The following is a 24,175-nucleotide window of genomic DNA, read 5'->3' on the forward strand; positions in this document are numbered from 1 at the left end:
CGTTATCGTTGACCACCATATTGGCGCGTCAACACAGCTAACTGATTATTTCCGGCCACTTGCAACACGCTTTCCATACGAAAAGTGGCACTGTCGACTTTGGCGCCAGCTTGCAATAAAAAATATTGGCTCTTTAGGCTAAAACTGGACGCTAAATTCTCTTCACCACGCAAACTGGCGATTGAGCCATTGGCCCAAAAGTCTTCAATAGTGTCGTAGCCATCACTTGGGCGCTGATTAATAATACTTTCTGCTTCGCCAACACTAATTTTATTGTCGAACATGCCTGCCAATAACGCCGCATGCTCAAGCTCAATGGTATTAACATTCAATACCTGTCGATCGTAACCTGGGATAGCGCATACATAAGGTGCCAGCTTAAGGTACACCTCTTGGCTCACCCCGATGACCGCGCGCAGCTCGCTGCGATGACTCATTAAGGTGTTCGCGGCGCGATAAGGCACGGTGCGTGATTCATAATCGGCATCTTCGGCGCCAAATGGGCTGGCGACACTATCCTCGTCAATATAATCTTTCACCGTATGCGCCAAACGCTCGGCGGCAAAATCATCCATGCCCAAGGCCACTAATAACCCTTTAAACTGCTGTGCAGGCAATGGCAATTTGGGTTGACCATTCTCAACCTCTTTAGTCTGCATCGATAACGCATTCACGTTAAAACAGGCCTGCATATCGCTAATACGCCCGGCTATCTCTCCTTGCTCCACTGGCAATACCACGTCCGCTTGCGCCCAATACTGCTGCCTGTGGATCTTACCTTCGTCGGCGTCGTCTAAATCTTGTTGCAGCACCTTTTTGGCTAACTCTTCGGCCGAAAGTGCGTACCAATAAGCCTGATCATATTGGGCTAAATTGATGGTCCGCCGCACCATTATCTGGCTACGGCCATTAATATTGGTGGCGATAATGGCGATCATCGCCACGATCAGCAATACCACGATCAGGGCGACTCCGCGCTGCTTTTGCGCCAGCTTATTCACCCTTACAGCCCTCGGTCCGGGTCGTTGTTATTGTCATCTTCATCGGCATTATTGTCGTTATCATTGGCGCCGCTATCGTTACCCTTATTACTGTCGTTATCGTCAGCATCATTGCTACTGCTGCTGGGCTGCGCGCCTAGCGGCAGTAAAAACTTCCGCTGTATTTTCCCCAGCCCTTCCACTTCAACCGCCATGGCGATGGCCTTGGGCAGAGTCGTGGCCTCAATTTTTCGCTGCCAACTGTCTTCGACAAAGAAGGAGTATTCCACCGATAACACCTTGTCCATCACTAAGCTTTTAGTCGGCTCTGCGCCAAACTCAGGCTCTGGATAGGGAAAATACCAGCGCTCTAACTTATTATCTTGCACCACATAGGCCACCGACTGCAGGCTACCTCTAGGCAATAGGCCGTCGGGGTTGAGCCAACCAATACGATAAAACACTATCGCTTCTGATTCTGAGTCAAATAAGTCGCTGCCCGTTTGTATCACAGTGCTACCCCGCCCACCTTCGAGCAACCTTGGGGTGCGTGCCACCATCTGGCCAAAATCTCGCTCGAGAACGCCAAACCCTTGCTGTAAGGATTTTAACTTAGTGGCAAACTCCTCGGTGGCAATATCATTTTTCATCACGGTATTGAGCACAGAGTTAGCCGCTAAGCCCAACATGGCAAAAATACCTATGGCCACCAGCATCTCTAACAGGGTAAAACCCTGATTGAATTTATGATGCTTTAAGTACATAACTGTTCACCTGGGCTATGGTGCGAGTGTAGCGCTCATCGTCACTGACACTGATGCGGATCAGCCGAAAGTTATCATCGGTGGTTTTAACCACCTCTTTACGCCAATACCAGGTCTTATCGGCCAGTTCGACTTGGCCCTCTTTTTTGCCTAAATCGCTGCCGCCGGCCACTAGCTTGGCCTCGACCATCTGGTTACTGGCGACCCACTGCGCCAGAGTGCGCTCTTCTAAAATGGGCATGTTGGCGATCTGCTCGCCTAGGCTCTTAGTGATCGACACTGCAGCGACGGCAAACACCGCCAAGGCGACAATCACCTCTAGCAATGTCATCCCTTGCTGATTAACTCTCATGCTTATACCCAGCAGTGCCCGCTAAATGACAAGATAGGAATATAGAGCCCAAAGTGGGGCAATCAATTATCGAGTTCATTGTCTCTTCCCAACCTTAATCGCCCTAACACATCGCCCACAACCACAGTTTCTAACTCATTTCCCATGGCATCTTCACTGATAAAGGTCAATTCGAAGGCGCTCATCTCGCCACTGGGAAACAGCATCACCTGCGGCTCTGGATGCTTCTTTTTATCCTCGGCGGACGGCTCGATAAGCGGCTCGTCGAACCATGAGTCTTGCTCTTCATCTTCTTGAGACAGGGGTAAACCATCGAGTATCAGGTCAAGCTGCACCCCCTGTTGCATCTCGCGCGCCGCCAGCAAGCGGTCTTGCTGTAGCGGATGCCACTTACCCTCGTCATAAACCACAAACTCATAACGGTCTTTTTCGATAACGATACCGATAAAATGGCCACTGAGCACAGTTTCATCGAGCACTAACTCGGTTGACGCCATAAATTGCCGCGCCACTCGATCGAGCGCCTGCTGCTGGTCGGTGCCCTGCATGGTTAAGGTCACCGCGGAGGCCGCGAGCCCCATCAGTAACACCACCAGCAACACTTCCATCAGGGTAAACCCGCGTTGGCGCAAGAGGCTCATCACTCTTCGCTCGGCTTATTGGAAATCTTGTAGATTCCAGCTACCGACATCATCTTCAGTCCCCACTTGCCCATCTGGGCCGGCACTGAAGATATCGATTTTGCCTTGTTCACCTGGACTCAATAACAGGTATTCATTACGCCATGGATCTTGTGGTAAGCGTTTAACATACCCCCCTTCACGGTAATTACGTGGCTCTGGTGAAATGGTTGGCTTTTGGATTAAGGCTTCTAACCCCTGCTCGGTCGTGGGATAGATGCTGTTGTCCAAACGGTACATATCTAATGCATTTTCCAGCGCCACAATATCCGACACCGCTTTTTGCAGGTCGGCCTTATCTTTGTTACCCATCAAGTTAGGTACCACCATAGAGGCAAGGATCCCCAAAATTACGATAACCACCATCACTTCTAACAGGGTAAAGCCTTGTTGCTTGTTTCTTACTTGCATTAATAGATCCTCTATAAAAAATGCCTAACAGGAAAAGGTTAGGCTGCCGCGCTAGGGAGATGCTTGAGGCATCAACCACTAATCATGTTGTTAAGTTCTAATATCGGCTGCAGAATCGCCAGTACGATAAACAGCACCACGGCTGCCATGCTGACCACTAATAAGGGTTCAAATACCCCCAAGGCAATATTCACGTTCGACTCGAATTCACGGTCTTGGTTATCGGCAGCGCGCTCGAGCATCTGTTCGAGCTGACCACTTTTTTCGCCTGAGGTGATCATATAGAGCATCATAGGCGGAAAAAGTTTAGTGTTAGCCAGCGCAGCCCCAAGACTGGTCCCCTCGCGCACTCGTGCAGTGGCTTGTTCCACTGCGGCTCTCACTCTGACGTTTATCAACACCTCACTGGCGATGCGCATCGCATCGAGCAGTGGTACTGAGCTGGCCGTTAAAATACTTAAGGTACGCGCAAATCGCGCCGTATTGAGCCCCTTGCTAACACGACCGATCACCGGCATTTTCAGCAGGGCACTATCGAAGGCCATGCGATTGGCTGCACTTTTCAACAGTTGCTTGGCACCAAAGGCTAACATCACAACGACCCCAACAACTAACAGACCGTAATCACGGATAAAGTCAGATGCGGCGATCAAAAATTGCGTAGTCCATGGTAGCTCTTGCCCCATGTGCTCAAACTGCCCCACCACCTGAGGCACGACAGCAGCAAGCAAGATAGCAATGACGCTAATGGCCACCACGGTCAGCACAACAGGATAGATCATCGCTTGGGTCATTTTGCTTTTCAGCTGTTGACGGCGCTCGGTGTAATCGGCCAAGCGGTTAAGCACCACTTCGAGGTGACCTGACTTTTCACCCGATGCCACCATGGCGCGATAAAGATCATCAAAAATATGCGGGAATTCGGCCATGGAGTCGGCCAGACTGTAGCCTTCAACCACCCGTGAGCGCACTGCCATCACCATACTGGCGAGGCGATCCTTTTCACACTGCTGACCAACGGCCTTCAACGCCTCTTCCACAGGTAAACCGGCGGCAACTAAAGTCGCAATTTGGCGAGTGATCAGGGCTAACTCTGCCACCGAAATACCGCGCTTAAAGCTAAAACCTTGGCGTTTGGCCTTGGCTTCCTTGTCGACCACAGGGGTGATCTCCAGTGGCATTAAGCGCAATTCGCGAAGCTGACCTCGGGCATGGCGGGCGGTATCGGCTTCCACCACCCCTTTTTGCTGTTTGCCTTGGGCATTTAACGCCTTGTACTCATATGCGGGCATGGCTTACTCCTCGCGAGTGACGCGCAGCACTTCTTCTAAGGTGGTGATGCCGCTAAGCACTTTACTCATGCCATCGTGACGAATACTGGGTATCGATTGGCGAATATATTTTTCAATCGCCAATTCGCCGCGGCCGCTATGAATAAGCTCACGAATTTTATCATCCACCAGCAGGAGTTCATGGATCCCCGTGCGGCCACGATAACCATTATGGCCACAAGCGGCGCACCCCTTGGCACGATAGATAGTGCGTGGATCGTCGGTGCTAATCCCCAGCAGTTCGCGTTCACGCTGATCGGGCACGTGCTCAATCTTACACTTAGGGCACAAGGTGCGGATCAATCGCTGGGCTAACACCCCAAGCAGACTCGAGGAGACGAGGAAAGGCTCAACGCCCATATCTTGCAAACGCGTGATGGCACCCGAGGCCGTATTCGTGTGCAGCGTGGAGATCACCATGTGACCAGTCAACGAGGCTTGCACGGCAATTTGCGCAGTTTCAAGATCACGGATCTCACCTATCATCACCACATCAGGATCTTGACGTAAAATGGCGCGCAGACCGCGGGCGAAGGTCATATCCACCTTAGTATTCACCTGCGTCTGGCCTATGCCCGCGAGTTCATATTCGATGGGATCTTCGACCGTTAAGATATTGGTGTCGATAGAGTTAATTTCGGTCAAGCCGGCATACAGAGTGGTACTCTTACCCGAACCAGTCGGGCCCGTGACCAAGATAATGCCGTGAGGCTTACGGATAAGCTCATCAAATTGATGCCGGATAGCATCTGTCATGCCGAGCTGTTTAAGGTCAAGGTTGCCAGCGTTTTTATCCAGCAGACGCATCACTACACGCTCACCATGGCTTGATGGCATGGTCGACACTCGCACATCCACCGCACGACCCGCAATACGTAGCGAGATACGCCCATCTTGCGGCACTCGCTTCTCGGCAATGTCTAAACGTGCCATCACCTTAATACGTGATACCAGCAGTGACGAGAGCTTACGATTGGGTTTGAGCACCTCTTTGAGCACACCGTCGACGCGAAAACGCACCACCAGTTGCTTCTCGTAGGTCTCGATATGGATATCGGATGCTTCCTCTTTAATGGCCTCCGATAGCAGGGCATTAATCAACTTAATAATGGGCGCATCATCATCGCCTTCGAGCAGATCTTCGGTTTGTGGCAGCTCTTCGGCAAGAGTAAACAGATCCATCTCGTTGCCAATATCTTCCATCAGCTGCTGCGCCTCTGATGAGTTGGCTTGATAGACCTGAGTTAACTTAGCTTCAAATACATTTGGCGCTAATGTCGACAATGCGAGCTCTTGTCCCGCATACCGGCGCACCTCTAACATCGCCTCAAGCGGCGTGCTCTCGGTATGATACAGGGTTAATCGCTCATCATCGCCTTTGGCTAATAGCAGTTGAAAACGATGCGCAAATGCAAATGGCAGACGCTCGCGGCTGTTGGAGTGAAACACCTCATCGGATTCGGCCTCTGAGACCAACCCAAGTTCACTCGATACTTGGGCTAGCTCATCATGTTGAGCGGCTTGCAGATCACTCATCGGCGGCATCTTGCTGTTTGTTGTCAGAAATCTGTTTAAGTGCAGGATCGGTTTCACGCATCTGCATCTCTAACCCTTTGCGGTCTTTGTAACGTTGCAAGACGTCATTCACCTCTGGTGGCAGGTAATCTTCTTGATTCCACTCTTCCAATACTGGCACATCGCTATTGGGCATTAAGTTAACGCCACGCTGTTGCTGCTCAAGTTGTAAGGCACGGAAGTAGTTATACTTACGCCCTGAAATGCCTTCCATAGTAATGCCGTCACGGATAATGGTCGGCTTAATAAATACCATCAGGTTTTTCTTTTTCTTACCGCTTGATGATGACTTAAACAGGTGACCAATGATGGGGATATCCCCTAGGAAAGGCACCTTCTGTACGCTCTCTTGCACCTCTTCATTGATCAAGCCACCTAGCACGACAATTTGACCCGAATCGGCCATCACAGTGGTGGTTAAACGGCGCGTAGCAAAAGTCACATCGACACCGGTTTTACCGTTAATGCCCGACACTTCCTGCTCGATGGTCAGCTTCACTGTGCTGCCTTCGTTAATTTGTGGCACCACTTTAAGCTTGACCCCCACTTCTTTACGTTCAACCGTTTGGAAGGGATTACTGTTACCGTTACTGGAGTTTTGGCTGCCCGTTAAAATCGGCACTTCATCACCGACGATAAACGATGCTTCTTGGTTATCTAAGGTGGTAATAGATGGCGTCGCCAGTACGTTTGACTTGGTATCACTCGATACCGCTTGGATCAGCGCACCAAAGTCGCCCATAGCCACGCCCCATGCCATACCATTGACCTTGCCTAGTGCTTGGGCGAGTAAGGTGATGTCTCCTTGACTCGCGGGATTCTCTGTACAAGTGCCATTTTCGGTACACACTTTAGTGCCATCTTGCTCTCGTGCTTGCCAGATCCCGGCGCCAATTTCCCCTATGGTGGGGCCCAAATTATTAAACTGGGTACCGCCACCCGCTTCGGTTGCCCATTGAATACCAAAGCCAACATCGTCACCTTCGGCGACTTCAACAATAATAGCTTCCACCAATACTTGAGCGCGGCGAATATCCAGCTGATTAATCACACTCTCAATGGTGCGCATCTGATCGGGTTCGGCGCTGATCACCAAGGCGTTAGTGTCGGTATGGGCCATGATATTAATTTCGTTGCGACGCTTGCTACGCCCACCTTGGGGCTGCGCTCCACCATCTTGTGCGCTGGCAAGTTGCTCGGCAAAACCAGTCAAGACTTCGACTAAGTCTTCCGCCTTGGCATAACGCAAATAACGCACCTTGGTATTGCCAGTGGTGGCTTGCTCGGCATCGAGTTTTCTGATGAGACTCACTACTCGTAGGCGGCTCTTTTCGTCGCCACTGACCAGCACGGCGTTGGTACGCTCATCGGCAACCACTTTAGGAGCTTGGCCTGGCAGCTGTGACTGGTTAGCGGTCGAGCGATAAAGGGTGTCGATAATCCGCACCATCTCACCCGCTGAGGCATATTCTAGTGCCACCACTTGCACTTCGGTATCACCTTGTTTATCGACGCGGCGCACTATCTCGACCAGTTTGTTGACCACGGCGGCGCGGCCAGAGATCATCAATACGTTAGAAGGGTCATAGTTAACAACGTTACCGCCGCCGGCGTTATCGTTAAGCTGGCGCAGCAGGGGCGCTAGTTGTTTCGCTTCCGTGTTATACAGAGCCACAATGCGGGTGACCATTTCGTCGCCTAGGCCTGGCCTAGCGTCGTCGGCTACGCGAATCGCCGAGGTCTTGGCATCTTTATCTTTAATGACTTTGATGATGTTATTGTCCATCTCGACGACAGCATAACCATAGACCTGCAACACATTAAGAAAGAATTGATAATATTGCTCATCATCGAGTAAATCATAACTGCGAACGTTAATTTTGCCGCGCACGGTTGGGTCAACGATGATGGTACGATTCAAGTTTTTACCAACAATATTGATAAATTCTTGAATGTCTGTGCCCTTGAAATTAGCCGCATATTGCTCAGACCATGCGAGCGAAGGCGCCAATAACGACGCCCCCATGACAACACCCGCGATGAGATTGCGGCGAATATTCTTATTATTCATTTAATGACTTCCCCTAAACCCTTTTTTATTGCGGCAAACTAAACATGATCTCAACCAATTGACCTTCTCTTTCTATCATCAAAGAGATCTCGGTCAATTCGGGCAACTGCGCCATCACTTCCAGTGCCTGGCTCATGTCAGTCACATCGTAACCGTTCATTGATTTGACTAAATCGTTAGCTTTCAATCCCGCCTGTTCAAATAACGCCCTATCCTTACCTGGGTTAAGACGATAGCCTTGCAGTTCGCCATCGCGATTGACGGGCGAAATGGCTAAGTAATCGGTCAATTTACTCGGATCGGCTAACAGCTCATCGCGCGACTCCTGTAACTCTTGCGCTACCGCTTGGTTATCGCGCTGATCCACCTGACGCACATTGCGATCTCGTTTCGCTTGCTGTAACTGTTGATTGGCCTCACTTGGCGCATCATATTTGAGCCCATCAAGCATCAGCGTTTCGTAGCGACCACTGTTTGAAATAATAATACGGTCGGCATACACCTCTTTCAGCGAGGCCGAAGTGCCTTTAATCTTGTCACCTAAACTATAGGTATTTTGACTGCCAGCAGACTCTATTACCGCCAAACCTTTTTGTTCAGAGGTTGACGCCACGACACCCGTTAGCTGAATAGATAACGAGGTTTTTGGCGCATCGGTAATTTTCTCTTCGACAGGTGCCACACTGGGCTTATTGGCGTTGGCATCTAATTGACCAAAAAGGGCTAACTTTTCCAAGTTTGAGATATTAATCAAACTAGATGAAGTAGAAATATTCGTCGGCGTGGGTTGCCATGTCAGTGGCGACTGGGAAACTGGCACTAACTTCCATGAGATATGCGCCAAGAGATAGATAGCGATGATCATACCCAGCCAAAACACGGCCGTGCTCAGCGGCTTATGGGGGATATCATTCGCCTTAGATATTACTTTGTCTAATAAATCCATATTATACGGACCCTCGATGCAGGTCTCTGTTCTGATTATGATAATTTATGTTCGTGACTCATGCTAACCTACACAGCATTTGGCAACAAGCCCATAACAGTGGCTAAATTAGCCTATAAAGGCTAATTATGCTAACTTTACGCACCAATAAAGGGTGTGAAGTGAGTCGCTATATTAGCCTATCATCCTGTTTAGGATGAGAGTTATTATCCAGCATGTGAACTCGCCCATCTTTATGCACCACAATCTATTGTTCTACCTAGATGGAGACACTATAACCATGGCATCTGAACCGCAAATTTCAGTCCGACTGGATAAATGGTTATGGGCGGCGCGATTTTACAAGACTCGAGCCATCGCCAAAGAGATGATCAATGGCGGCAAGGTACACTATAATGGCCAACGCACCAAATCGAGCAAAATGGCCGAAGTGGGAGCTATGGTCAGAATTCGTCAGGGCTATGACGAAAAAGAAGTCATTATTAACAAGATATCCGAACAACGCCAACAGGCGGTGATCGCCCAAACCTTATATGAAGAGACGCCTGAGAGTATCGCCAAACGCGAGACTTACGCCGAAGCGAGGCGCTTAAATGTGCTGAATAATCCGGCTCCAGATACCAAACCGGATAAAAAGCAACGCCGTCAACTAATACGCTTTAAAGCAAGCTAACTGTGAGATTGAAATGAGTAAAGATACATTAAACCGCTACCTATTTGACAACGCCGATGTGCGTGGTCAAGTCGTTCAACTAGAGAAGAGTTACCAAGAGGTATTATCTGCTCACGACTACCCGAAAGCGATTCAAACGCTGCTCGGCGAGTTGATGGCGGCGACATCACTGCTCACTGCCACACTCAAGCTCGATGGTGATATTAGCGTGCAAGTACAAGGTAATGGCCCGGTATCACTGGCCGTTGTTAACGGCAATAACCTGCAGCAATTACGCGGCGTCGCACGCTGGGATGGTGACTTAGCCGATGATGCCACTCTCGCCACCTTGATGGGTACAGGCCATATGGTTATCACGCTCACCCCTGCTAATGGCGAGCGTTACCAAGGCGTTGTGGCCTTAGAACGTCCGACCCTGGCCGAATGTTTAGAGCTTTATTTTGACCAGTCAGAACAGCTGCCAACCGCTATCCGCTTATTTGCCGATGGTAAACAAGCCGCGGGCATTTTACTGCAAGTGCTGCCAGGTGATAGTGAAAACAATCAAGATTTTGAACACCTTGAGCAACTAACTAACACAGTTAAAGCCGAAGAGCTGTTTGAACTCGAAGCCACCGAGGTATTACATCGCTTGTATCACCAAGAAGAGGTGCGCCTGTTCGACCCTATCGATGTGACTTTCCGCTGCACCTGCTCGCGCGAACGCAGCGGCCAAGCATTACGCACTATTCCTCGTGAGGAGTTAGACGCTATCTTGGCAGAACAAGGTAAAATAGAGATGGGCTGCGAGTTCTGCAACAGCAACTACAGCTTCGATTCTATCGATATTGAAGCCTTGTTTAGCAATGCACAGCACTCTGACATTCAGCAGTAAACTGACTGTTACCTAACACGATTTTTAATAGGGCGCCGCAAGGCGCCCTTTTTTTTGTCTATTTCGCGATGTTACTCACACATTTATTTACACATAAGCTACAATCGACCGCCTACAACCATAAGTAGCAACAAATTAACAACAAGCAGGCACAGATCGGCACACTCAACCCAACTAAAGAAAGATGGAGACCTTACTGATGGCGGATGGATCTAAGCAAACTCATAAAAACCCCTCAACGGCGCAACTTGTTGAGTTTGCACTGGCACGTGGCGAAGGCGTACTCACGGCCAATGGTGCTTTAGTGGCGAAAACGGGCGAACGCACAGGACGCTCACCTAACGACCGTTTTATTGTTAAAGAAGCCAGTAGTGAAAATGAGATCGACTGGGGCTCGGTGAACAAACCGTTCGCGATGGACGACTTTAACGCCCTTTGGGAACGTGTCAGCCACTATTTGTCAGATAAAGAAACCTTTGTGTCTGAGCTGGAAGTGGGCGCCGATCCTCAGTATTACCAACCGATCAATGTCACCACCGAAACCGCATGGCATCAACTGTTTGCTCGTAACCTGTTTATCGTCCCAGAGCAGTTCAACGCCGCGAACAAACCAGTATGGCAGATCATGAACGCGCCAGGATTCGAATGCGACCCCGAGCGTGATGGCACCCATTCTGATGCGACGGTTATTATCAACTTTGCCGATCGCAAAGTGCTATTAGCCGGACTTAAATATGCCGGTGAAATGAAAAAATCGATGTTCTCGGTGCAAAACTTCCTCTTACCCGCCAAAGGCGTACTGCCGATGCACTGCTCGGCCAATGTCGGCGTCGATGGCGACACCACGCTGTTTTTTGGACTATCAGGTACCGGCAAAACCACCTTATCGGCCGATCCTAAGCGTTTCCTCATCGGCGATGACGAACACGGCTGGGCACCTGGCGGGGTCTTTAATATCGAAGGCGGTTGCTACGCCAAATGTATCGATCTTAGTCAGAAAAATGAGCCAGTCATTTGGGATGCTATCCGTTTTGGTACCGTGCTTGAAAACGTCATGTTAGACGAGCAACGCGTACCCGATTACAACAATACCGAGCTAACCGAAAACAGCCGCGCCGCTTATCCATTGGAGCATATTGCCCAGCGCAAAGTAGACAACTGTGGCGCCGAGCCAGATGCCGTGGTGTTTCTCACCTGTGACGTCTCAGGGGTATTACCGCCAGTGTCTAAGCTGAGCAAAGAGCAAGCCGCTTATCACTTTTTGTCGGGCTATACCGCTAAAGTCGGCTCTACCGAAATGGGCTCGACGTCGGCGATTCAATCCACCTTCTCCACCTGTTTTGGGGCGCCGTTCTTCCCTCGTCCAGCGGGCGTGTATGCCGAGCTGTTGATGAAGCGTATCGAATCATTTGGCAGCCAAGTTTACCTTGTTAATACAGGTTGGACTGGCGGCCCACACGGCGTGGGTAAACGTTTCGACATCCCCACCACACGCGCCATCATTGACGCCATCGTCAGCGGTGAACTAAAAGAGGTCGACACCCAGCATATCGATAAACTCAACCTCGATGTGCCCGTCGCGGTGTCAGGGGTCGACACCCAACTGCTTAATCCCGTTAATACCTGGTCAGATCCGGTGGAATATAACCGTTATGCTCAGCAGTTAGCCGAAGAGTTTGCCGCCAATTTCATAAAATACCATGTCTCGGATGCAATAAAACAAGCGGGCCCTAAAGCCTAAACCCATTGCTCTGATTCAAAAATGGCTCCCCTTGGAGCCATTTTTATGACCTTTTATCGCGGTAAGTCGTGTAATTTATTCACCCTTAGCAATATCGCTCCGCGCATACCATTGGCACCATATCGCGCACATAACCTGCAACATCATGGATTTATCAATCGCGGGGCTAAATATAGCCACCATTTTGAACAATCATCAATTTAACCCCGTTAAAATTGCACTTTTAATAATAAACATCTAATTTGAAGTCAAGTTTGGCTATTTACTCACCAAGCCGAGAAATATTTCACAGCCCGATGACGACTCTAATGCTAGACTCTGCTCCCGCGGTAAAGCTTGGCTGGCTTTACTTACACCCAATCGATTCACCAACATAACGATAAAAACGAGGCCACAGTGGCAAATAAAACTAATCAATTCATGCGTAATATCGGCGTACAGGTCGTGATCGCCATGTTTATCGGCGCGATCGTCGGCTTTTTAATGGGCGAAGACGCGAGCATTTTTGCGCCGTTAGGCACCATCTTTATTCACCTCATCAAAATGTTAGTGATACCTCTAGTCTTAGTTTCCATTATTTCTGGCGCCGCCAGTCTCGGCGACAGCCCGTCGGCAGGTAAAATCGGTGTCGGCACATTTGGCTTCTTTATTCTCACTTCGGGTGCAGCGGTTAGCTTAGCCTTAGTGATGGGAAACCTGTTTAAGCCCGGCCAAGGCGTCGACTTCACCGCTCATAGCAGTGGTAAGCTGATGGCCGTCACCGAAGAGCATGGCGCACTGCCGGGAGTGATGGATACCTTTATAGGCATGATCCCAACCAATGTATTTGAGTCGCTCACTGGCGGCAACATCTTACAAATATTGGTCTTTAGCATCTTCTTCGGCATTGCACTGACGAAGGTCAAGGGCGATGGCGCTAAACCGATTTTGAGCGTGCTTAACACCATAGTCGATGCGTTCGTGTGGATGATTAACTGCGTGATGATCATCGCACCTATCGGGGTATTTGGCCTGATGGCAGATTCGGTCGGCACCTTTGGTTTCGATGCCCTAGAAGTGGTGTTTAAGTTATTTGCGGTATTTGTCGTGGCTATCTTGCTGTTTGGGTTTGTGTTTTTCCCACTACTAGTGCAGCTGTTTTCTCGGGTCAGTGCCAAACAATTTATTAGCGCAATGAAAAAACCTCAGGTGATGGCACTCTCGACCGCGTCATCGATGGCAACGCTGCCGGTCAACATGGAAACCTGTGAGCAAGAGCTTAAGGTCTCTAAGGCGACTGCCTCTTTCGTGCTGCCATTAGGCGCCACGATTAACATGAGTGGTAATGCTATCTATTACGGCCTAGTGGCGATGTTTTTTGCGCAGATGTATGGCATCGACCTGTCGCTGACCGCCTATGCAGCGATTGTCTTCACCTCGACGCTGGGGGCGATTGGTCAAGCCGGTGTGCCGGGGCCTTCGTTCTTAGTGGTTGCCGTATTACTGGCCGCAGGCATTCCTATCGACGGCCTACCACTACTGTTTGCCTTAGATAGAGTATTCGACATGATCAGAACCTCGCTCAACATTACTGGCGATGCCGCTTGTGCGTTAATCATGGACAAATACACCGAAGATAAGACAGCGTAAGCGATAAGCTTACCTAGCTATACATAGGGGCGCCTGCTGTTGCAGCGCCCTTTTTTATGCCGCTGATAGGTACTATCTCATTATCAAACGGTCGAGATCTCGCGTCACGCCGTTAGATGAGGCGATAGGATATCTTTGCCACTACACAGTAAGCCAACACGTATGCACTCACTCGAGTAACCCTGGGGCTTCGGCTCTTGCGAGGCACCACACTTGCAGGTGAATATAGTGAGCGGCAAACAGCTCGGCTATCGATTGCACCGTAGTGCCAGTGGTAACCACATCATCGATCAGGGCGATACGCTGATAATTAATCGGCTCCGTTAACACAAAGGCATCGGCAAGATTACGCCGCCTTTGTTTACCAGTTAAACCTGCTTGCGGACGAGTATCGACCCGGCGCACCAACACGTTATCGAGCAAGGGGATCCCTAGTTGGCGGCTAAGGGTATCGGCAATTAACCATGCCTGATTAAAGCCTCGCTGACGTAAACGGTTTGGATGCAGCGGCACCGCAATCATCGCCTGAGGCAAGCGTATTAATCCCAAGCGTTGTAATTGCTTAATCCGCTCAACCAAGGACAGCACTAACATATCGAGCGCCGCTAATTCGGCGCGGTATTTAATGCCCGCCACCAGATCCCCGAGCCCCTGATGATAACTGGCCGGTGCTATGACCACTAACGGCTGGCTATGCTGACATGCACCGCAATAGCAACTTTGTAGCAATAACGCTCGGCCACAACCTAAGCACGTTGGCGTTTGGTACAAGCTTATCTCTAGGCAGCAGGCGCAGATCCCCCGGTAAGGGGCTGCCACTGTCTGATGGCACATCAAACAGCGATTGGGTAAACTAGTCGCCAATAATTGCTGGCACGTGGCGATGACGCGGCGCAATAGCAGTGGGCGAAGTAATTTTGGTAATAATGAGGGCATATTGTGAGTCAGCAATCCTTGCATATTCAAACTATAGGTCAAGGTACGCCTATCGTCATGCTGCATGGCTGGGGCGTTAACAACGCGGTATTTCAGCCGTTACACCCCATTTTTCAGAATTACTGCGTGCATTATGTCGACCTGCCAGGCTTTGGCGACAGCGCCCCTTTAGCGGGCGACATCGACTCTTGGGTCGATGCCATTGCCGCCCAAGTACCCACGCAAGCCATCTGGGCAGGTTGGTCACTGGGGGGGCTGATTGCCACACGAGCCGCCATACGCTACCCCGCACGGGTCATCGCCTTATTGACCATAGCTTCTTCCCCCTGCTTTATGGCGCGTGACAGTGAAGCTTGGCCCGGCATTGCTCCACAGGTGCTGGCCCAGTTTGCCAGTCAGCTCGAGCAAGACTTAGCTAAGCTAGTCGACCGATTTTTAGCCATCCAAGCCATGGGCAGCGCCACGGCCAAGCAAGATATCAAGCAACTTCGCGACTTAGTCATGGCTAAACCTTTGCCCGATGCGCTTGCCCTCAAACAGGGGCTACAGATGTTGAGCAGCGTCGACTTACGCCAAGCTGTGGCAACATTAGATTTGCCATGGCTGCGAGTGTGGGGGCGCTTAGATGGATTGGTATCGCGTCGAGTGCCCCCCTTACTGCCCAAGGGGTCGCCCCGCATCGAAGATCTGATCTTACCCAAAGCGGCTCATGCACCGTTTTTATCTCATCCAGCGCCCTTTGCTGACGGCGTGCTGAGCTGGCTTGATAACATAAAGTAACAATCTCTTTAACTATTGACGGGAAATGTTTACTATTTAGCCATTACAGCTGGAGTCTATCAAATGTTAGTGGTGACCAACTATCCCCAAGTACCTATCGCGACAACCAATGTTGCCACCGATAGCGCGCGGGTAGAAAACCACCAACGTCCCCCCATAGTCCCCGCACCTCAGCTAGCACGCAGCAATGAAGAGCGCCCGTTTACCCCCCAAAATGAACGTGCTGCCGATCAGACCCATATTCAATCTAAGCTAAATGAAAAAGTGCAGCCCAAGCAGCAAGGTGGCGATGGGCAGCAGCAACATGAAGGTAAACAGCAACAACAGCAACAACGTCCCAATACCGCGGCGCTGTTACGACCATTACTGTTTAAACCGGCACTGGCGCGCAGCGATATTCGCAATGTGCAACTCTCGCATCCCACTGCAGTCACAAAAAGCACTCATCGCCTGACGAATGAGGCGCCGGCGTTTTATCAAAGTGTCTCGGCTCACATTGCCAGCTTTTATCAAACCCAAACACTCCCCCAAAGTGAACCCGGCTTGTCGACTTATATCTAGTTCCTCCTCTCATTCAAGCTAAATAACATCCATAAAAAACCCGCATCTAGCGACACGGGCAAATTTTACTCGAGTCAGTCGCACTGTTATTAGGGCGCTTGCACCGCCGCAGATACAGGTGAGGTGGGGGTAATTGGCTCATGAGTTTGGGGCGGAGTTTGATAAAACTGCTTTTGATAAGCCAAACTGCCCCATAACGCCCAAGAGAGCGCAGCCTGTTTCATCTCATCACTTTGCTCATTATGGACAAGCTTTTTATTTTCAAAATCATAAATATAGCCACTTGGGGCGCGATCGGGTTGCAAGATCACCACATCATCGCCACGCAAATACGCCATATTTTTATCGTATTGCATCAAGGCGCGTCCCGGCCAATTGGGGGCGGCTAAGGTGAGATCTTGGCCCAACATAGGATAACTGGCCGAAACTCCCATAAGTGACAACAAGGTCGGTGCCAGATCAATCTGGCTAACCACTCGACTATCACGCTTAGGCGCAATGCCCTCGCCCACAATCACCGCCGGAATACGAAAATGAGAGATTGGCACTAACGCCCCACCACCCACGCGGCTTTCATGATCGGCGACCACCACAAACAGGGTGTCTTGCCAGTAACTGGACTGCTTGGCCAACTTAAAGAACTCACCAATGGCAAAGTCGGCATATTTAGCGGTATTGTTGCGCGTCTGCTTAGGTTGCTCGTACAGTTCGATGCGGTCATCGGGAAACTCAAATGGTTCGTGATTACTCGAGCTAAACACCAAACTAAAGAACGGCTTGCCCTGCTGGTGAAACTGCTCGAACTCTTGATTAGCCCGATGCATCAAATCTTCATCTGACACGCCCCATGAACCGACAAACATAGGATCGGTATAGTTTTTCTCCTCGACAATATGGCTAAAACCATTACCTAAGAAAAAGCTTTTCATATTATCGAAGTGGCTCTCGCCGCCATAAATAAATTGTGTCTCATAACCATGATATTTCAGGAGATCGGCGATGGTAAAAAAGTCGGTTTGGCTCTTACTCAGCTTAACCACAGAGCGCGCTGGTGTTGGCGTAAAGCCGGTAGTCACAGCCTCAATGCCGCGCACCGAACGCGTTCCGGTGGCATAGAGCCTATCAAAGGCCCAACCCTCTTGAGCTAAGGCATCAATATGGGGAGTTAAGGGTAATCCACCTAAATAGCCCACAAAGCGAGCCCCTAGGCTTTCTTGCAAGATGATCACTAGGTTTTTAGGCTTACCTTGATAACTGGCTTGGTTATACGTCACGCTAGGCAAGGTATCAGAGCTAAAAGCGCTGAGGGGACGGCCACTCTCACGGCGAATGGTATCGATAATGGTTTGCTCGTCGAGTTTACCGTAACTTGCTGATGCCTTGGCCTCATTGGACATTTGATCGATAGCAAATACCAACGAATAGGCGGAGTTAACCACTAAGGAGTTAACTAATGGGTCATCGGCAAAAGCCACCATCGCGGGGTTAAGTGGACGGTGCCCTAAGGTCGAACGTGCCCCTAATAGGGTGATTGCAATAACCAGTACTGCCAGTACCGGACGCCAAAACCAACGCGGATATTGCACATTACGCAATAAGCGGCCACTCAGTTGCCAGCCGCCCCACAAACTGACACTGCTCACTAACAGGCCTAAGAAAATTTCGCCTTTGCGGCTCGTCCACAGCATCGACAACACTTCTTTAGGGTAGATAAGGTATTCAACAAAGAGACGGTTGGGACGCACGCCATACTCTTCAAGAAAAGAGGGGGTAGAAAGCTCAAGAAAAATCAGCAACCACAAACCTAAGGTCAACCAGACTCGTAACAGTGGTTTCCAGCAACGGCCAACAAAATGATCGCCACTCAACAGCGCCGTGCCTAAGGCCGCCACGCCCCACAACCAACACAAGGTGGCAATATCGACTCGCAATCCCTGAATGAGTAGGTGTGACCACCCCTCAACGGCGGCGACCCGTTCGGTCTGCCACAGCCCCAAACCAATGCGGCTTAACGTGGTAATGATTAAGGCAATTAATCCAAAATAGAGAATGGCACGAAACGGCCCAGCAGTTATCGCTTTGTTACTCATAGCGTTCCCAAACAAAATGTCATTAATATTGATGCCCTTCTAACGGAGCACTTATCATCGGCCCAAAGCCGACATGGCAATACTCTGACATAAAAGTAACAAATAGGTTCGACAAATGTTTCGCCAATGTTTTAACAAATCAACGGGCACAAAAAAACCGAGACGTTTAAGCCTCGGTTTTTATGATGAAAGTTTAATGAGAATTACTTTTTCAATTTAGCAAAAGCATCGGCAAACGCATTGCCCATCGCCGCGTTTGCTGGGGCTTGGGACGATTTATGCTGGCTTTTTTGCGGAGATTTACCTTGGCTGCCTTTATGAGCTTTGGTATTGCTCGGGCGGGTGCTCGGCGCCTTGTCGGCGGCTTTTTCATCGAGTCGCATGCTCAAGCTGATCCGTTTACGCTCCACATCCACTTCCATCACTTTCACTTTAACCACATCACCAGCCTTCACCACTGTATGAGGGTCGCTGACAAACTTGTCAGTTAACGATGAAATATGCACTAGGCCATCTTGATGCACACCCACATCAACAAAGGCGCCGAAATTAGTCACATTGGTCACCACGCCTTCTAAGATCATATCTGGTTTAAGATCTTTTACCTGCTCAACCCCCTCTTTAAACACCGCAGTTTTAAACTCACCACGGGGGTCGCGGCCCGGCTTTTCCAGTTCGCTCAAGATATCGTTTAACGTCGGTAAACCAAATTCTGGGGTAATAAAACGGCTAGCATCAATCTGTTTAAGCAGCTCGCTGTTACCCACTAAAGCATCAACCGCCTGTTGCTGAGCCTTAGCGATGGTCTCGACAACGCTATAGGCTTCTGGATGCACGGCGCTGGCATCGAGTGGATTATCGCCACCGGCAATACGTAAAAATCCGGCGGCCTGCTCGAAGGCTTTAGGCCCTAGGCGAGCCACTTTTAACAGCTGCTTACGGCTAGTAAATTGACCATGCTGATCGCGATACTCGACAATGTTACGCGCTAAGGTTTTGTTAAGCCCTGCCACCTGCGCCAATAACGGCATGGAGGCCATATTCAAGTCGACGCCGACGCCGTTAACACAGTCTTCAACAACCGCCTCAAGGGATTGTGACAATTGGCTCTGGCTTACATCGTGCTGATATTGACCGACACCAATCGATTTAGGTTCGATTTTAACCAGCTCAGCCAAAGGATCTTGTAGGCGACGGGCGATAGACACCGCACCACGGATCGACACATCCAGCTCGGGAAACTCTTCGGCGGCTAATTCAGAAGCCGAATAAACAGAGGCGCCCGCTTCACTGACCATAATTTTGGTCAAGGTTGGCATATCGGCTTTGACAGCGGCGATCAGCTCGGCGGCCAGTTTGTCGGTTTCGCGCGACGCAGTACCGTTACCGATAGCGATCAGCTCTACCTTGTGCATTTTAACTAGGTTAGACAGGGTACGAATCGACTTTTCCCACTGGTTTTGTGGGGCATGTGGGAAGATGGTCGAGTGAGCGACCAACTTGCCGGTATTGTTGACGATAGCGACTTTCACCCCGGTGCGCAGACCAGGGTCTAGCCCTAATGTACACTTAGCTCCCGCAGGCGCGGCCATCAATAAGTCGCCTAAATTACGGGCAAACACATTAATCGCTTCGGTTTCGGCCTGCTCACGCAGCTTAGCAATAAACTCCGTTTCCATCTGCAGGACAATTTTAATCCGCCAAGTCGCAGTGACAACCTGTTTGAGCCACTGATCAACGTCGCTGTCGCCGAGTTTAAGGTTAAAGTGATCGCTAATGATCACTTCACAGTAACTGCCTTGTTTCCCATCTGTGTCTGGGTCGGCGTTCATGCTTAGGCTTAATACGCCTTCGTTACGCCCACGTAGCATAGCTAAGGCGCGGTGCGAGGGGATGTGAGTCAGCTTTTCACTGTGCTCGAAATAATCTCTAAACTTGGCGCCCTCTTTCTCCTTACCCTTGACCATGCGGCTCTCAAGTTGTGCCTGCTGGGTCAATTGGCGGCGCACTTTATGCAGTAATTCGGCATCTTCGGCAAAGCGTTCCATCAAGATAAAGCGCGCGCCATCGAGCACGGCTTTGGCATCGCTAAAGCCGGCGTCACTATTAATATATTGGCTTGCTACGGCGTCGATATTGGCCTGACGGTCTTGCAATAGTTGATCAACCAAAGGCTCGATACCCGCTTCGATGGCAATTTGCCCTTTGGTACGACGCTTAGGCTTATAAGGCAGATAGAGATCTTCTAGGCGAGTTTTACTGTCGGCGTTATTAATGGCCGCCAGCAAAGCTGGCGTCAGTTTGCCTTGGGCGTCGATGCTCGACAAAATCACCTTACGGCGATCATTTAGGTCACGTAAATAGCCTAAACGCGTATATAAGGTACGCAACTGGGTATCATCTAAACCACCTGTGACCTCTTTACGGTAGCGCGCCACAAAAGGAACCGTGGCGCCGTCATCCAATAGGGTGATTGTTGCTGTCACTTGCTGCTCACGAACATTGAGTTCTTGAGCGATGGTTTGTGCAATATTTTGCATAGAATATATCGAGCCTAAATTGGTAGATTTCGTGTCGCCAAAGATACCACAGCCGTTGACTAAGTTGTACGGTGTTGGCTCGGCAAAAACCACCAAAGCCTGCGAAAACAGGCTTTGGCTTTACCACAAGCGTGAGCGCTTAATGGCTAAAACTGGCGATAACCTGCACTTTGGGGTTATCGCTGTGGCTCAGGGGTTACTGCGCCTCAAATGGTTGGTATTGGATTTTATTGATATACCAGACTTTATCGCCTTGTGGCGTGCTGACCACCACTTCGTCATCGACCTGCTTACCAATTAGCGCCCGCGCCATTGGCGAGTCGATGGTGATATAGCCCAGCTTAGTGTCGAGCTCATCTTTACCGACAATCCGATAGCGCACCACCTCTCCAGCCTCGTTTTCGAGCTCAACCCAGGCACCAAAAAAGACCTTACCCTCTTGTTGGGGCGAATAGTCGACGATTTTAAGATCTTCCACCCGCTTTACTAGGTAGCGAACTCGGCTATCTATCTGTCTTAATAGTCTTTTGTTGTAAGTGTAATCGGCATTCTCACTACGATCACCTTGCGCAGCCGCCTCCTGCACCTTTTTGGTGATCTCTGGGCGATACTCTTTCCACAGGTATTTAAGCTCTCTATCGAGTGCTTGCCACCCTTCACGGGTGATCAACATAGCTTTCATATCATTACTGGATTTATTCTGCATTTAGCTTAATCACTCAATTTTAGTCGGGATACCACCGTCAATGGCCAGATGATACCTAGCGAGCGACAGAGAACACAAGGGGCTTACGCGGGATATGCTGCCGCCCCTTCAATTTGGTTACAATTTCATAGCGGCGGGTGAGTTAGTAACAATCTATCTAAATATCAGCTAATTATAAGCAACTCTATCTGAATATTCTCAAGCAGATAGCGTGAGCAAATAAAAATCTCGCTAGTCATTTAAACAGCAAAACAGCTATATTAAGCAAGCATATAAGATTAATAATTAATATCAGCGAGTTGAGTAACTGAATGAGTCACTCATACTGCGCCAATAAGGGATACAAGCATGGGACAAGAAACCTCTAAAATTCTCGTCGTCGATGATGATATGAGGCTCAGAGCCTTACTAGAGCGTTACCTGATGGAGCAAGGTTATCAGGTTAGAAGTGCCGCTAATGCCGAGCAGATGGACAGATTACTCGAACGGGAAAACTTCCACCTTTTAGTGCTCGATTTAATGCTGCCCGGTGAAGACGGTTTATCTATCTGCCGTCGCTTGCGCCAGCAAGGTAATACCATCCCCATTGTGATGCTGACCGCCAAAGGCGACGAAGTCGACCGTATTATCGGCCTAGAATTGGGCGCCGACGACTACCTGCCCAAGCCGTTTAATCCGCGTGAACTCTTAGCCCGCATTAAAGCGGTGATGCGCCGTCAGACCCCAGAAGTCCCCGGCGCGCCGACACAACAAGAGGAGGAGATCAACTTTGGTGAATTTACCCTTAATTTAGCCACGCGCGAAATGCATCACGGCGAAGAAGCCATCTCGCTCACCAGTGGTGAATTTGCCGTGCTTAAAGTCTTGGTCAGTCACCCCAGAGAACCCCTATCGCGAGATAAACTGATGAACCTCGCTCGAGGCCGCGATTACTCGGCGCTAGAGCGCTCTATCGATGTGCAAGTGTCACGCCTGCGCCGCCTGATTGAAAAAGATGCCGCTAACCCACGCTATATCCAAACTGTATGGGGACTTGGCTATGTATTTGTACCCGATGGGGCCGCTCGGCGCTAAGCTATGCTCACACCACCACAGATACGACTCACCCAATGATATGGCTAAAACGGCTGCTGCCACGCAGCGCATTTAGCCAAACCGTACTGCTGATTGGCTCCTTGTTGCTGGTCAATCAGCTGGTTTCTTACCTGTCGGTAGCGGTCTATTTTATTCAGCCAACTTACCAACAGATCAACCAACTCATCGCCCGTCAGGTTAAGCTGCTGTTTGTCGATGGTATTGATGTGGGGCGTGAGCACTTAACCATTGTCGATGCCCTCAACGCCAAAGTTCGCGATGATGGCATGCAGATATACAATCCCAAACAAGCACGAGAGGCGGGGATCGACCGCGCCGTCTATTACAGTTTGTTGTCGTCGCAGATGTCGGAGCATTTAGGCGGTAAGGCCGAAGTGCGCATCGCCCAAGGTCAAGAATTTGAGGTGTGGATCCGTCCCCCGCAAGCCCCGTCGGTATGGATAAAAGTGCCGCTAACGGGCTTTAACGAATTTGGCTTATCGCCATTAACCCTGTATTTAATTGTGATTGGCGCGCTGAGTGTCGCCGGCGGTTGGTGGTTTGCCCGCAAGCAAAACAAGCCGTTAAAGCGGCTGCAAAAAGCGGCCATTGCGGTGTCTCGTGGCGACTATCCCGGCCCCTTGCCGCCCAGCGGTTCGACCGAAATTATCGAGGTAACCAACGCCTTTAACCAGATGTCGCGCAGCATGCAGCAGCTTGAGCAAGATCGCGCCCTGTTAATGGCTGGGATCTCACACGATCTGCGCACGCCACTCACCCGTATCCGTCTCGCCACCGAGATGATGGTCGAGCAAGATGAATACCTCAAAGAGGGCATAGTGCACGATATTGAAGATATGGATGCCATCATCAATCAATTTATCGCCTACATCCGTCAAGATCAGCAAAGCAACCGAGAGCCGGGGCAAATTAACGCCCTGCTTGAAGATGTGGCCAATGCCGAGTCGAAACGTGAGGGAGAGATAATCCTAGATCTACAGCCCTGCCCCGATGTCCCCATGCAGGCCGTGGCCATTAAGCGGGTGATTGCCAACTTAGTCGAAAACGCCTTCCGCTACGGTAATGGCTGGGTCAAAATAAGCTCCTGCGCCGAGGCTAAACGGGTCGGTTTTTGCGTAGAAGATAACGGACCGGGAATTCCGCTTGAGCATATCCCCAATCTTTTTCAACCTTTTACCCAAGGAGATAGCGCCAGAGGCAGTGTCGGTTCGGGCTTAGGCTTGGCTATCATCAAGCGCATTGTCGACCGTCATCAAGGGCAGATCCTATTAACCAATCGCCCCGAAGGCGGCCTACATGCCCAGGTGTGGCTACCTTTAGAATAGTAATATCAGTGGTAATAATTAGGTGATGCCTATTACGCTTAAAATATCGCCAATGGGTTAACGGCTATGATAGTGTTTAATTCCGACAACTGGATTTACTCACCCAAATGGATCC

The 24,175-nt window shown here is 50.0% G+C and carries 21 protein-coding genes; 8 read left to right on the forward strand and 13 right to left on the reverse strand.

Translation table 11 applies throughout. The features are described from left to right. Window positions 1–2: 2 nt before the first annotated feature. The 9 genes from gspK to gspC form a co-directional block, all read right to left on the reverse strand. Entirely contained in the window at window positions 3–1,001 is a 999-nt protein-coding gene (gene gspK / locus AC5YBX_RS16660; protein ID WP_494524102.1) for a type II secretion system minor pseudopilin GspK, read from the reverse strand. A gap of 2 nt (window positions 1,002–1,003) precedes the next feature. Then, on the reverse strand, window positions 1,004–1,744 hold the full coding sequence (gene gspJ / locus AC5YBX_RS16665; protein WP_494524103.1) for a type II secretion system minor pseudopilin GspJ: 741 nt from the start codon (window positions 1,742–1,744) through the stop codon (window positions 1,004–1,006). After that, complete coding sequence (gene gspI / locus AC5YBX_RS16670; RefSeq protein ID WP_494524104.1) at window positions 1,725–2,096, reverse strand: type II secretion system minor pseudopilin GspI; 372 nt, start codon at window positions 2,094–2,096, stop codon at window positions 1,725–1,727. Before gspI ends, gspJ begins: the two co-directional genes overlap by 20 nt. 62 nt (window positions 2,097–2,158) lie before the next feature. After that, window positions 2,159–2,737, reverse strand: coding sequence for a type II secretion system minor pseudopilin GspH (gspH, locus tag AC5YBX_RS16675; protein WP_494524105.1), 579 nt, complete (start codon window positions 2,735–2,737; stop codon window positions 2,159–2,161). A gap of 15 nt (window positions 2,738–2,752) precedes the next feature. Further along, the gene (gspG, locus tag AC5YBX_RS16680; protein WP_494524106.1) at window positions 2,753–3,187 is read right to left on the reverse strand and encodes a type II secretion system major pseudopilin GspG; all 435 of its coding nucleotides are present in this window, start codon (window positions 3,185–3,187) and stop codon (window positions 2,753–2,755) included. A 71-nt stretch (window positions 3,188–3,258) separates the two neighbouring features. Continuing rightward, window positions 3,259–4,479: a type II secretion system inner membrane protein GspF gene (gene gspF, locus AC5YBX_RS16685; RefSeq protein ID WP_494520614.1), complete on the reverse strand. Its 1,221-nt coding sequence runs from the start codon at window positions 4,477–4,479 to the stop codon at window positions 3,259–3,261. 3 nt (window positions 4,480–4,482) lie between these two features. Then, window positions 4,483–6,054 carry a type II secretion system ATPase GspE gene (gene gspE, locus AC5YBX_RS16690; protein WP_494524107.1) on the reverse strand — a complete coding sequence of 524 codons (1,572 nt, stop codon included), beginning with the start codon at window positions 6,052–6,054 and terminating at the stop codon, window positions 4,483–4,485. Further along, window positions 6,047–8,164: a type II secretion system secretin GspD gene (gspD, locus tag AC5YBX_RS16695; protein ID WP_494524108.1), complete on the reverse strand. Its 2,118-nt coding sequence runs from the start codon at window positions 8,162–8,164 to the stop codon at window positions 6,047–6,049. The genes gspE and gspD overlap by 8 nt, the downstream gene beginning before the upstream one ends. 25 nt (window positions 8,165–8,189) lie before the next feature. Further along, window positions 8,190–9,110, reverse strand: coding sequence for a type II secretion system protein GspC (gspC, locus tag AC5YBX_RS16700; RefSeq protein WP_494524109.1), 921 nt, complete (start codon window positions 9,108–9,110; stop codon window positions 8,190–8,192). Window positions 9,111–9,390: 280 nt separating this feature from the next. Here gspC and hslR point away from each other — a divergent pair, with 280 nt between their 5' ends. The 4 genes from hslR to AC5YBX_RS16720 all read left to right on the forward strand — a co-directional run bounded on the left by hslR (window position 9,391) and on the right by AC5YBX_RS16720 (window position 14,027). Then, window positions 9,391–9,783 carry a ribosome-associated heat shock protein Hsp15 gene (gene hslR, locus AC5YBX_RS16705; protein WP_494524110.1) on the forward strand — a complete coding sequence of 131 codons (393 nt, stop codon included), beginning with the start codon at window positions 9,391–9,393 and terminating at the stop codon, window positions 9,781–9,783. Between the two features lie 13 nt (window positions 9,784–9,796). Continuing rightward, entirely contained in the window at window positions 9,797–10,657 is an 861-nt protein-coding gene (gene hslO / locus AC5YBX_RS16710; protein WP_494520609.1) for an Hsp33 family molecular chaperone HslO, read from the forward strand. Window positions 10,658–10,856: 199 nt separating this feature from the next. Continuing rightward, window positions 10,857–12,398: a phosphoenolpyruvate carboxykinase gene (locus AC5YBX_RS16715; RefSeq protein WP_494524111.1), complete on the forward strand. Its 1,542-nt coding sequence runs from the start codon at window positions 10,857–10,859 to the stop codon at window positions 12,396–12,398. Window positions 12,399–12,818: 420 nt separating this feature from the next. Then, window positions 12,819–14,027 (forward strand): dicarboxylate/amino acid:cation symporter, encoded by a 1,209-nt coding sequence (locus tag AC5YBX_RS16720; RefSeq protein WP_494521566.1) that lies wholly within the window; start codon window positions 12,819–12,821, stop codon window positions 14,025–14,027. Window positions 14,028–14,195: 168 nt separating this feature from the next. Here the strand turns inward: AC5YBX_RS16720 and AC5YBX_RS16725 are convergent, their stop codons facing one another. Next, window positions 14,196–14,963, reverse strand: a complete 768-nt coding sequence (locus tag AC5YBX_RS16725) for a ComF family protein (protein ID WP_494520607.1) — start codon at window positions 14,961–14,963, stop codon at window positions 14,196–14,198. A gap of 3 nt (window positions 14,964–14,966) precedes the next feature. On the opposite strand from AC5YBX_RS16725, the gene bioH reads away from it, so the two are divergent. Then, a complete protein-coding gene (bioH, locus tag AC5YBX_RS16730; RefSeq protein WP_494524112.1) occupies window positions 14,967–15,743 on the forward strand; it encodes a pimeloyl-ACP methyl ester esterase BioH in 777 nt (258 codons plus the stop codon). A 63-nt stretch (window positions 15,744–15,806) separates the two neighbouring features. Continuing rightward, window positions 15,807–16,304, forward strand: a complete 498-nt coding sequence (locus AC5YBX_RS16735) for a hypothetical protein (protein ID WP_494524113.1) — start codon at window positions 15,807–15,809, stop codon at window positions 16,302–16,304. Between the two features lie 89 nt (window positions 16,305–16,393). On the opposite strand, the gene AC5YBX_RS16740 is transcribed toward AC5YBX_RS16735, so the two are convergent. From AC5YBX_RS16740 to greB, 3 genes are all read right to left on the reverse strand, one after another. Beyond that, on the reverse strand, window positions 16,394–18,394 hold the full coding sequence (locus AC5YBX_RS16740; RefSeq protein WP_494524114.1) for an LTA synthase family protein: 2,001 nt from the start codon (window positions 18,392–18,394) through the stop codon (window positions 16,394–16,396). A gap of 203 nt (window positions 18,395–18,597) precedes the next feature. Next, window positions 18,598–20,934: a Tex family protein gene (locus tag AC5YBX_RS16745; RefSeq protein WP_494524115.1), complete on the reverse strand. Its 2,337-nt coding sequence runs from the start codon at window positions 20,932–20,934 to the stop codon at window positions 18,598–18,600. A gap of 196 nt (window positions 20,935–21,130) precedes the next feature. Further along, window positions 21,131–21,616: a transcription elongation factor GreB gene (gene greB, locus AC5YBX_RS16750; RefSeq protein ID WP_110458468.1), complete on the reverse strand. Its 486-nt coding sequence runs from the start codon at window positions 21,614–21,616 to the stop codon at window positions 21,131–21,133. 372 nt (window positions 21,617–21,988) lie between these two features. On the opposite strand from greB, the gene ompR reads away from it, so the two are divergent. Both ompR and envZ read left to right on the forward strand, forming a co-directional pair. Beyond that, entirely contained in the window at window positions 21,989–22,714 is a 726-nt protein-coding gene (gene ompR, locus AC5YBX_RS16755; RefSeq protein ID WP_110458325.1) for an osmolarity response regulator transcription factor OmpR, read from the forward strand. Window positions 22,715–22,749: 35 nt separating this feature from the next. Next, on the forward strand, window positions 22,750–24,060 hold the full coding sequence (gene envZ, locus AC5YBX_RS16760) for a two-component system sensor histidine kinase EnvZ (RefSeq protein WP_494524116.1): 1,311 nt from the start codon (window positions 22,750–22,752) through the stop codon (window positions 24,058–24,060). Window positions 24,061–24,175 lie beyond the last annotated feature (115 nt).

This window comes from Shewanella sp. 492 (assembly GCF_059338445.1).

Excerpts from the sequence above, each read along its gene's own strand:
- gspD (WP_494524108.1), bottom strand. The coding sequence starts at position 8,164 with ATGAATAATAAGAATATTCGCCGCAATCTCATCGCGGGTGTTGTCATG.
- gspI (WP_494524104.1), bottom strand. The coding sequence starts at position 2,096 with ATGAGAGTTAATCAGCAAGGGATGACATTGCTAGAGGTGATTGTCGCC.
- gspG (WP_494524106.1), bottom strand. The coding sequence starts at position 3,187 with ATGCAAGTAAGAAACAAGCAACAAGGCTTTACCCTGTTAGAAGTGATG.
- gspC (WP_494524109.1), bottom strand. The coding sequence starts at position 9,110 with ATGGATTTATTAGACAAAGTAATATCTAAGGCGAATGATATCCCCCAT.
- AC5YBX_RS16725 (WP_494520607.1), bottom strand. The coding sequence starts at position 14,963 with ATGCCCTCATTATTACCAAAATTACTTCGCCCACTGCTATTGCGCCGC.
- AC5YBX_RS16740 (WP_494524114.1), bottom strand. The coding sequence starts at position 18,394 with ATGAGTAACAAAGCGATAACTGCTGGGCCGTTTCGTGCCATTCTCTAT.
- AC5YBX_RS16715 (WP_494524111.1), top strand. The coding sequence starts at position 10,857 with ATGGCGGATGGATCTAAGCAAACTCATAAAAACCCCTCAACGGCGCAA.
- AC5YBX_RS16735 (WP_494524113.1), top strand. The coding sequence starts at position 15,807 with ATGTTAGTGGTGACCAACTATCCCCAAGTACCTATCGCGACAACCAAT.
- envZ (WP_494524116.1), top strand. The coding sequence starts at position 22,750 with ATGATATGGCTAAAACGGCTGCTGCCACGCAGCGCATTTAGCCAAACC.
- gspE (WP_494524107.1), bottom strand. The coding sequence starts at position 6,054 with ATGAGTGATCTGCAAGCCGCTCAACATGATGAGCTAGCCCAAGTATCG.
- AC5YBX_RS16720 (WP_494521566.1), top strand. The coding sequence starts at position 12,819 with ATGCGTAATATCGGCGTACAGGTCGTGATCGCCATGTTTATCGGCGCG.
- AC5YBX_RS16745 (WP_494524115.1), bottom strand. The coding sequence starts at position 20,934 with ATGCAAAATATTGCACAAACCATCGCTCAAGAACTCAATGTTCGTGAG.
- hslR (WP_494524110.1), top strand. The coding sequence starts at position 9,391 with ATGGCATCTGAACCGCAAATTTCAGTCCGACTGGATAAATGGTTATGG.
- greB (WP_110458468.1), bottom strand. The coding sequence starts at position 21,616 with ATGAAAGCTATGTTGATCACCCGTGAAGGGTGGCAAGCACTCGATAGA.
- ompR (WP_110458325.1), top strand. The coding sequence starts at position 21,989 with ATGGGACAAGAAACCTCTAAAATTCTCGTCGTCGATGATGATATGAGG.
- gspH (WP_494524105.1), bottom strand. The coding sequence starts at position 2,737 with ATGAGCCTCTTGCGCCAACGCGGGTTTACCCTGATGGAAGTGTTGCTG.
- hslO (WP_494520609.1), top strand. The coding sequence starts at position 9,797 with ATGAGTAAAGATACATTAAACCGCTACCTATTTGACAACGCCGATGTG.
- gspJ (WP_494524103.1), bottom strand. The coding sequence starts at position 1,744 with ATGTACTTAAAGCATCATAAATTCAATCAGGGTTTTACCCTGTTAGAG.
- gspF (WP_494520614.1), bottom strand. The coding sequence starts at position 4,479 with ATGCCCGCATATGAGTACAAGGCGTTAAATGCCCAAGGCAAACAGCAA.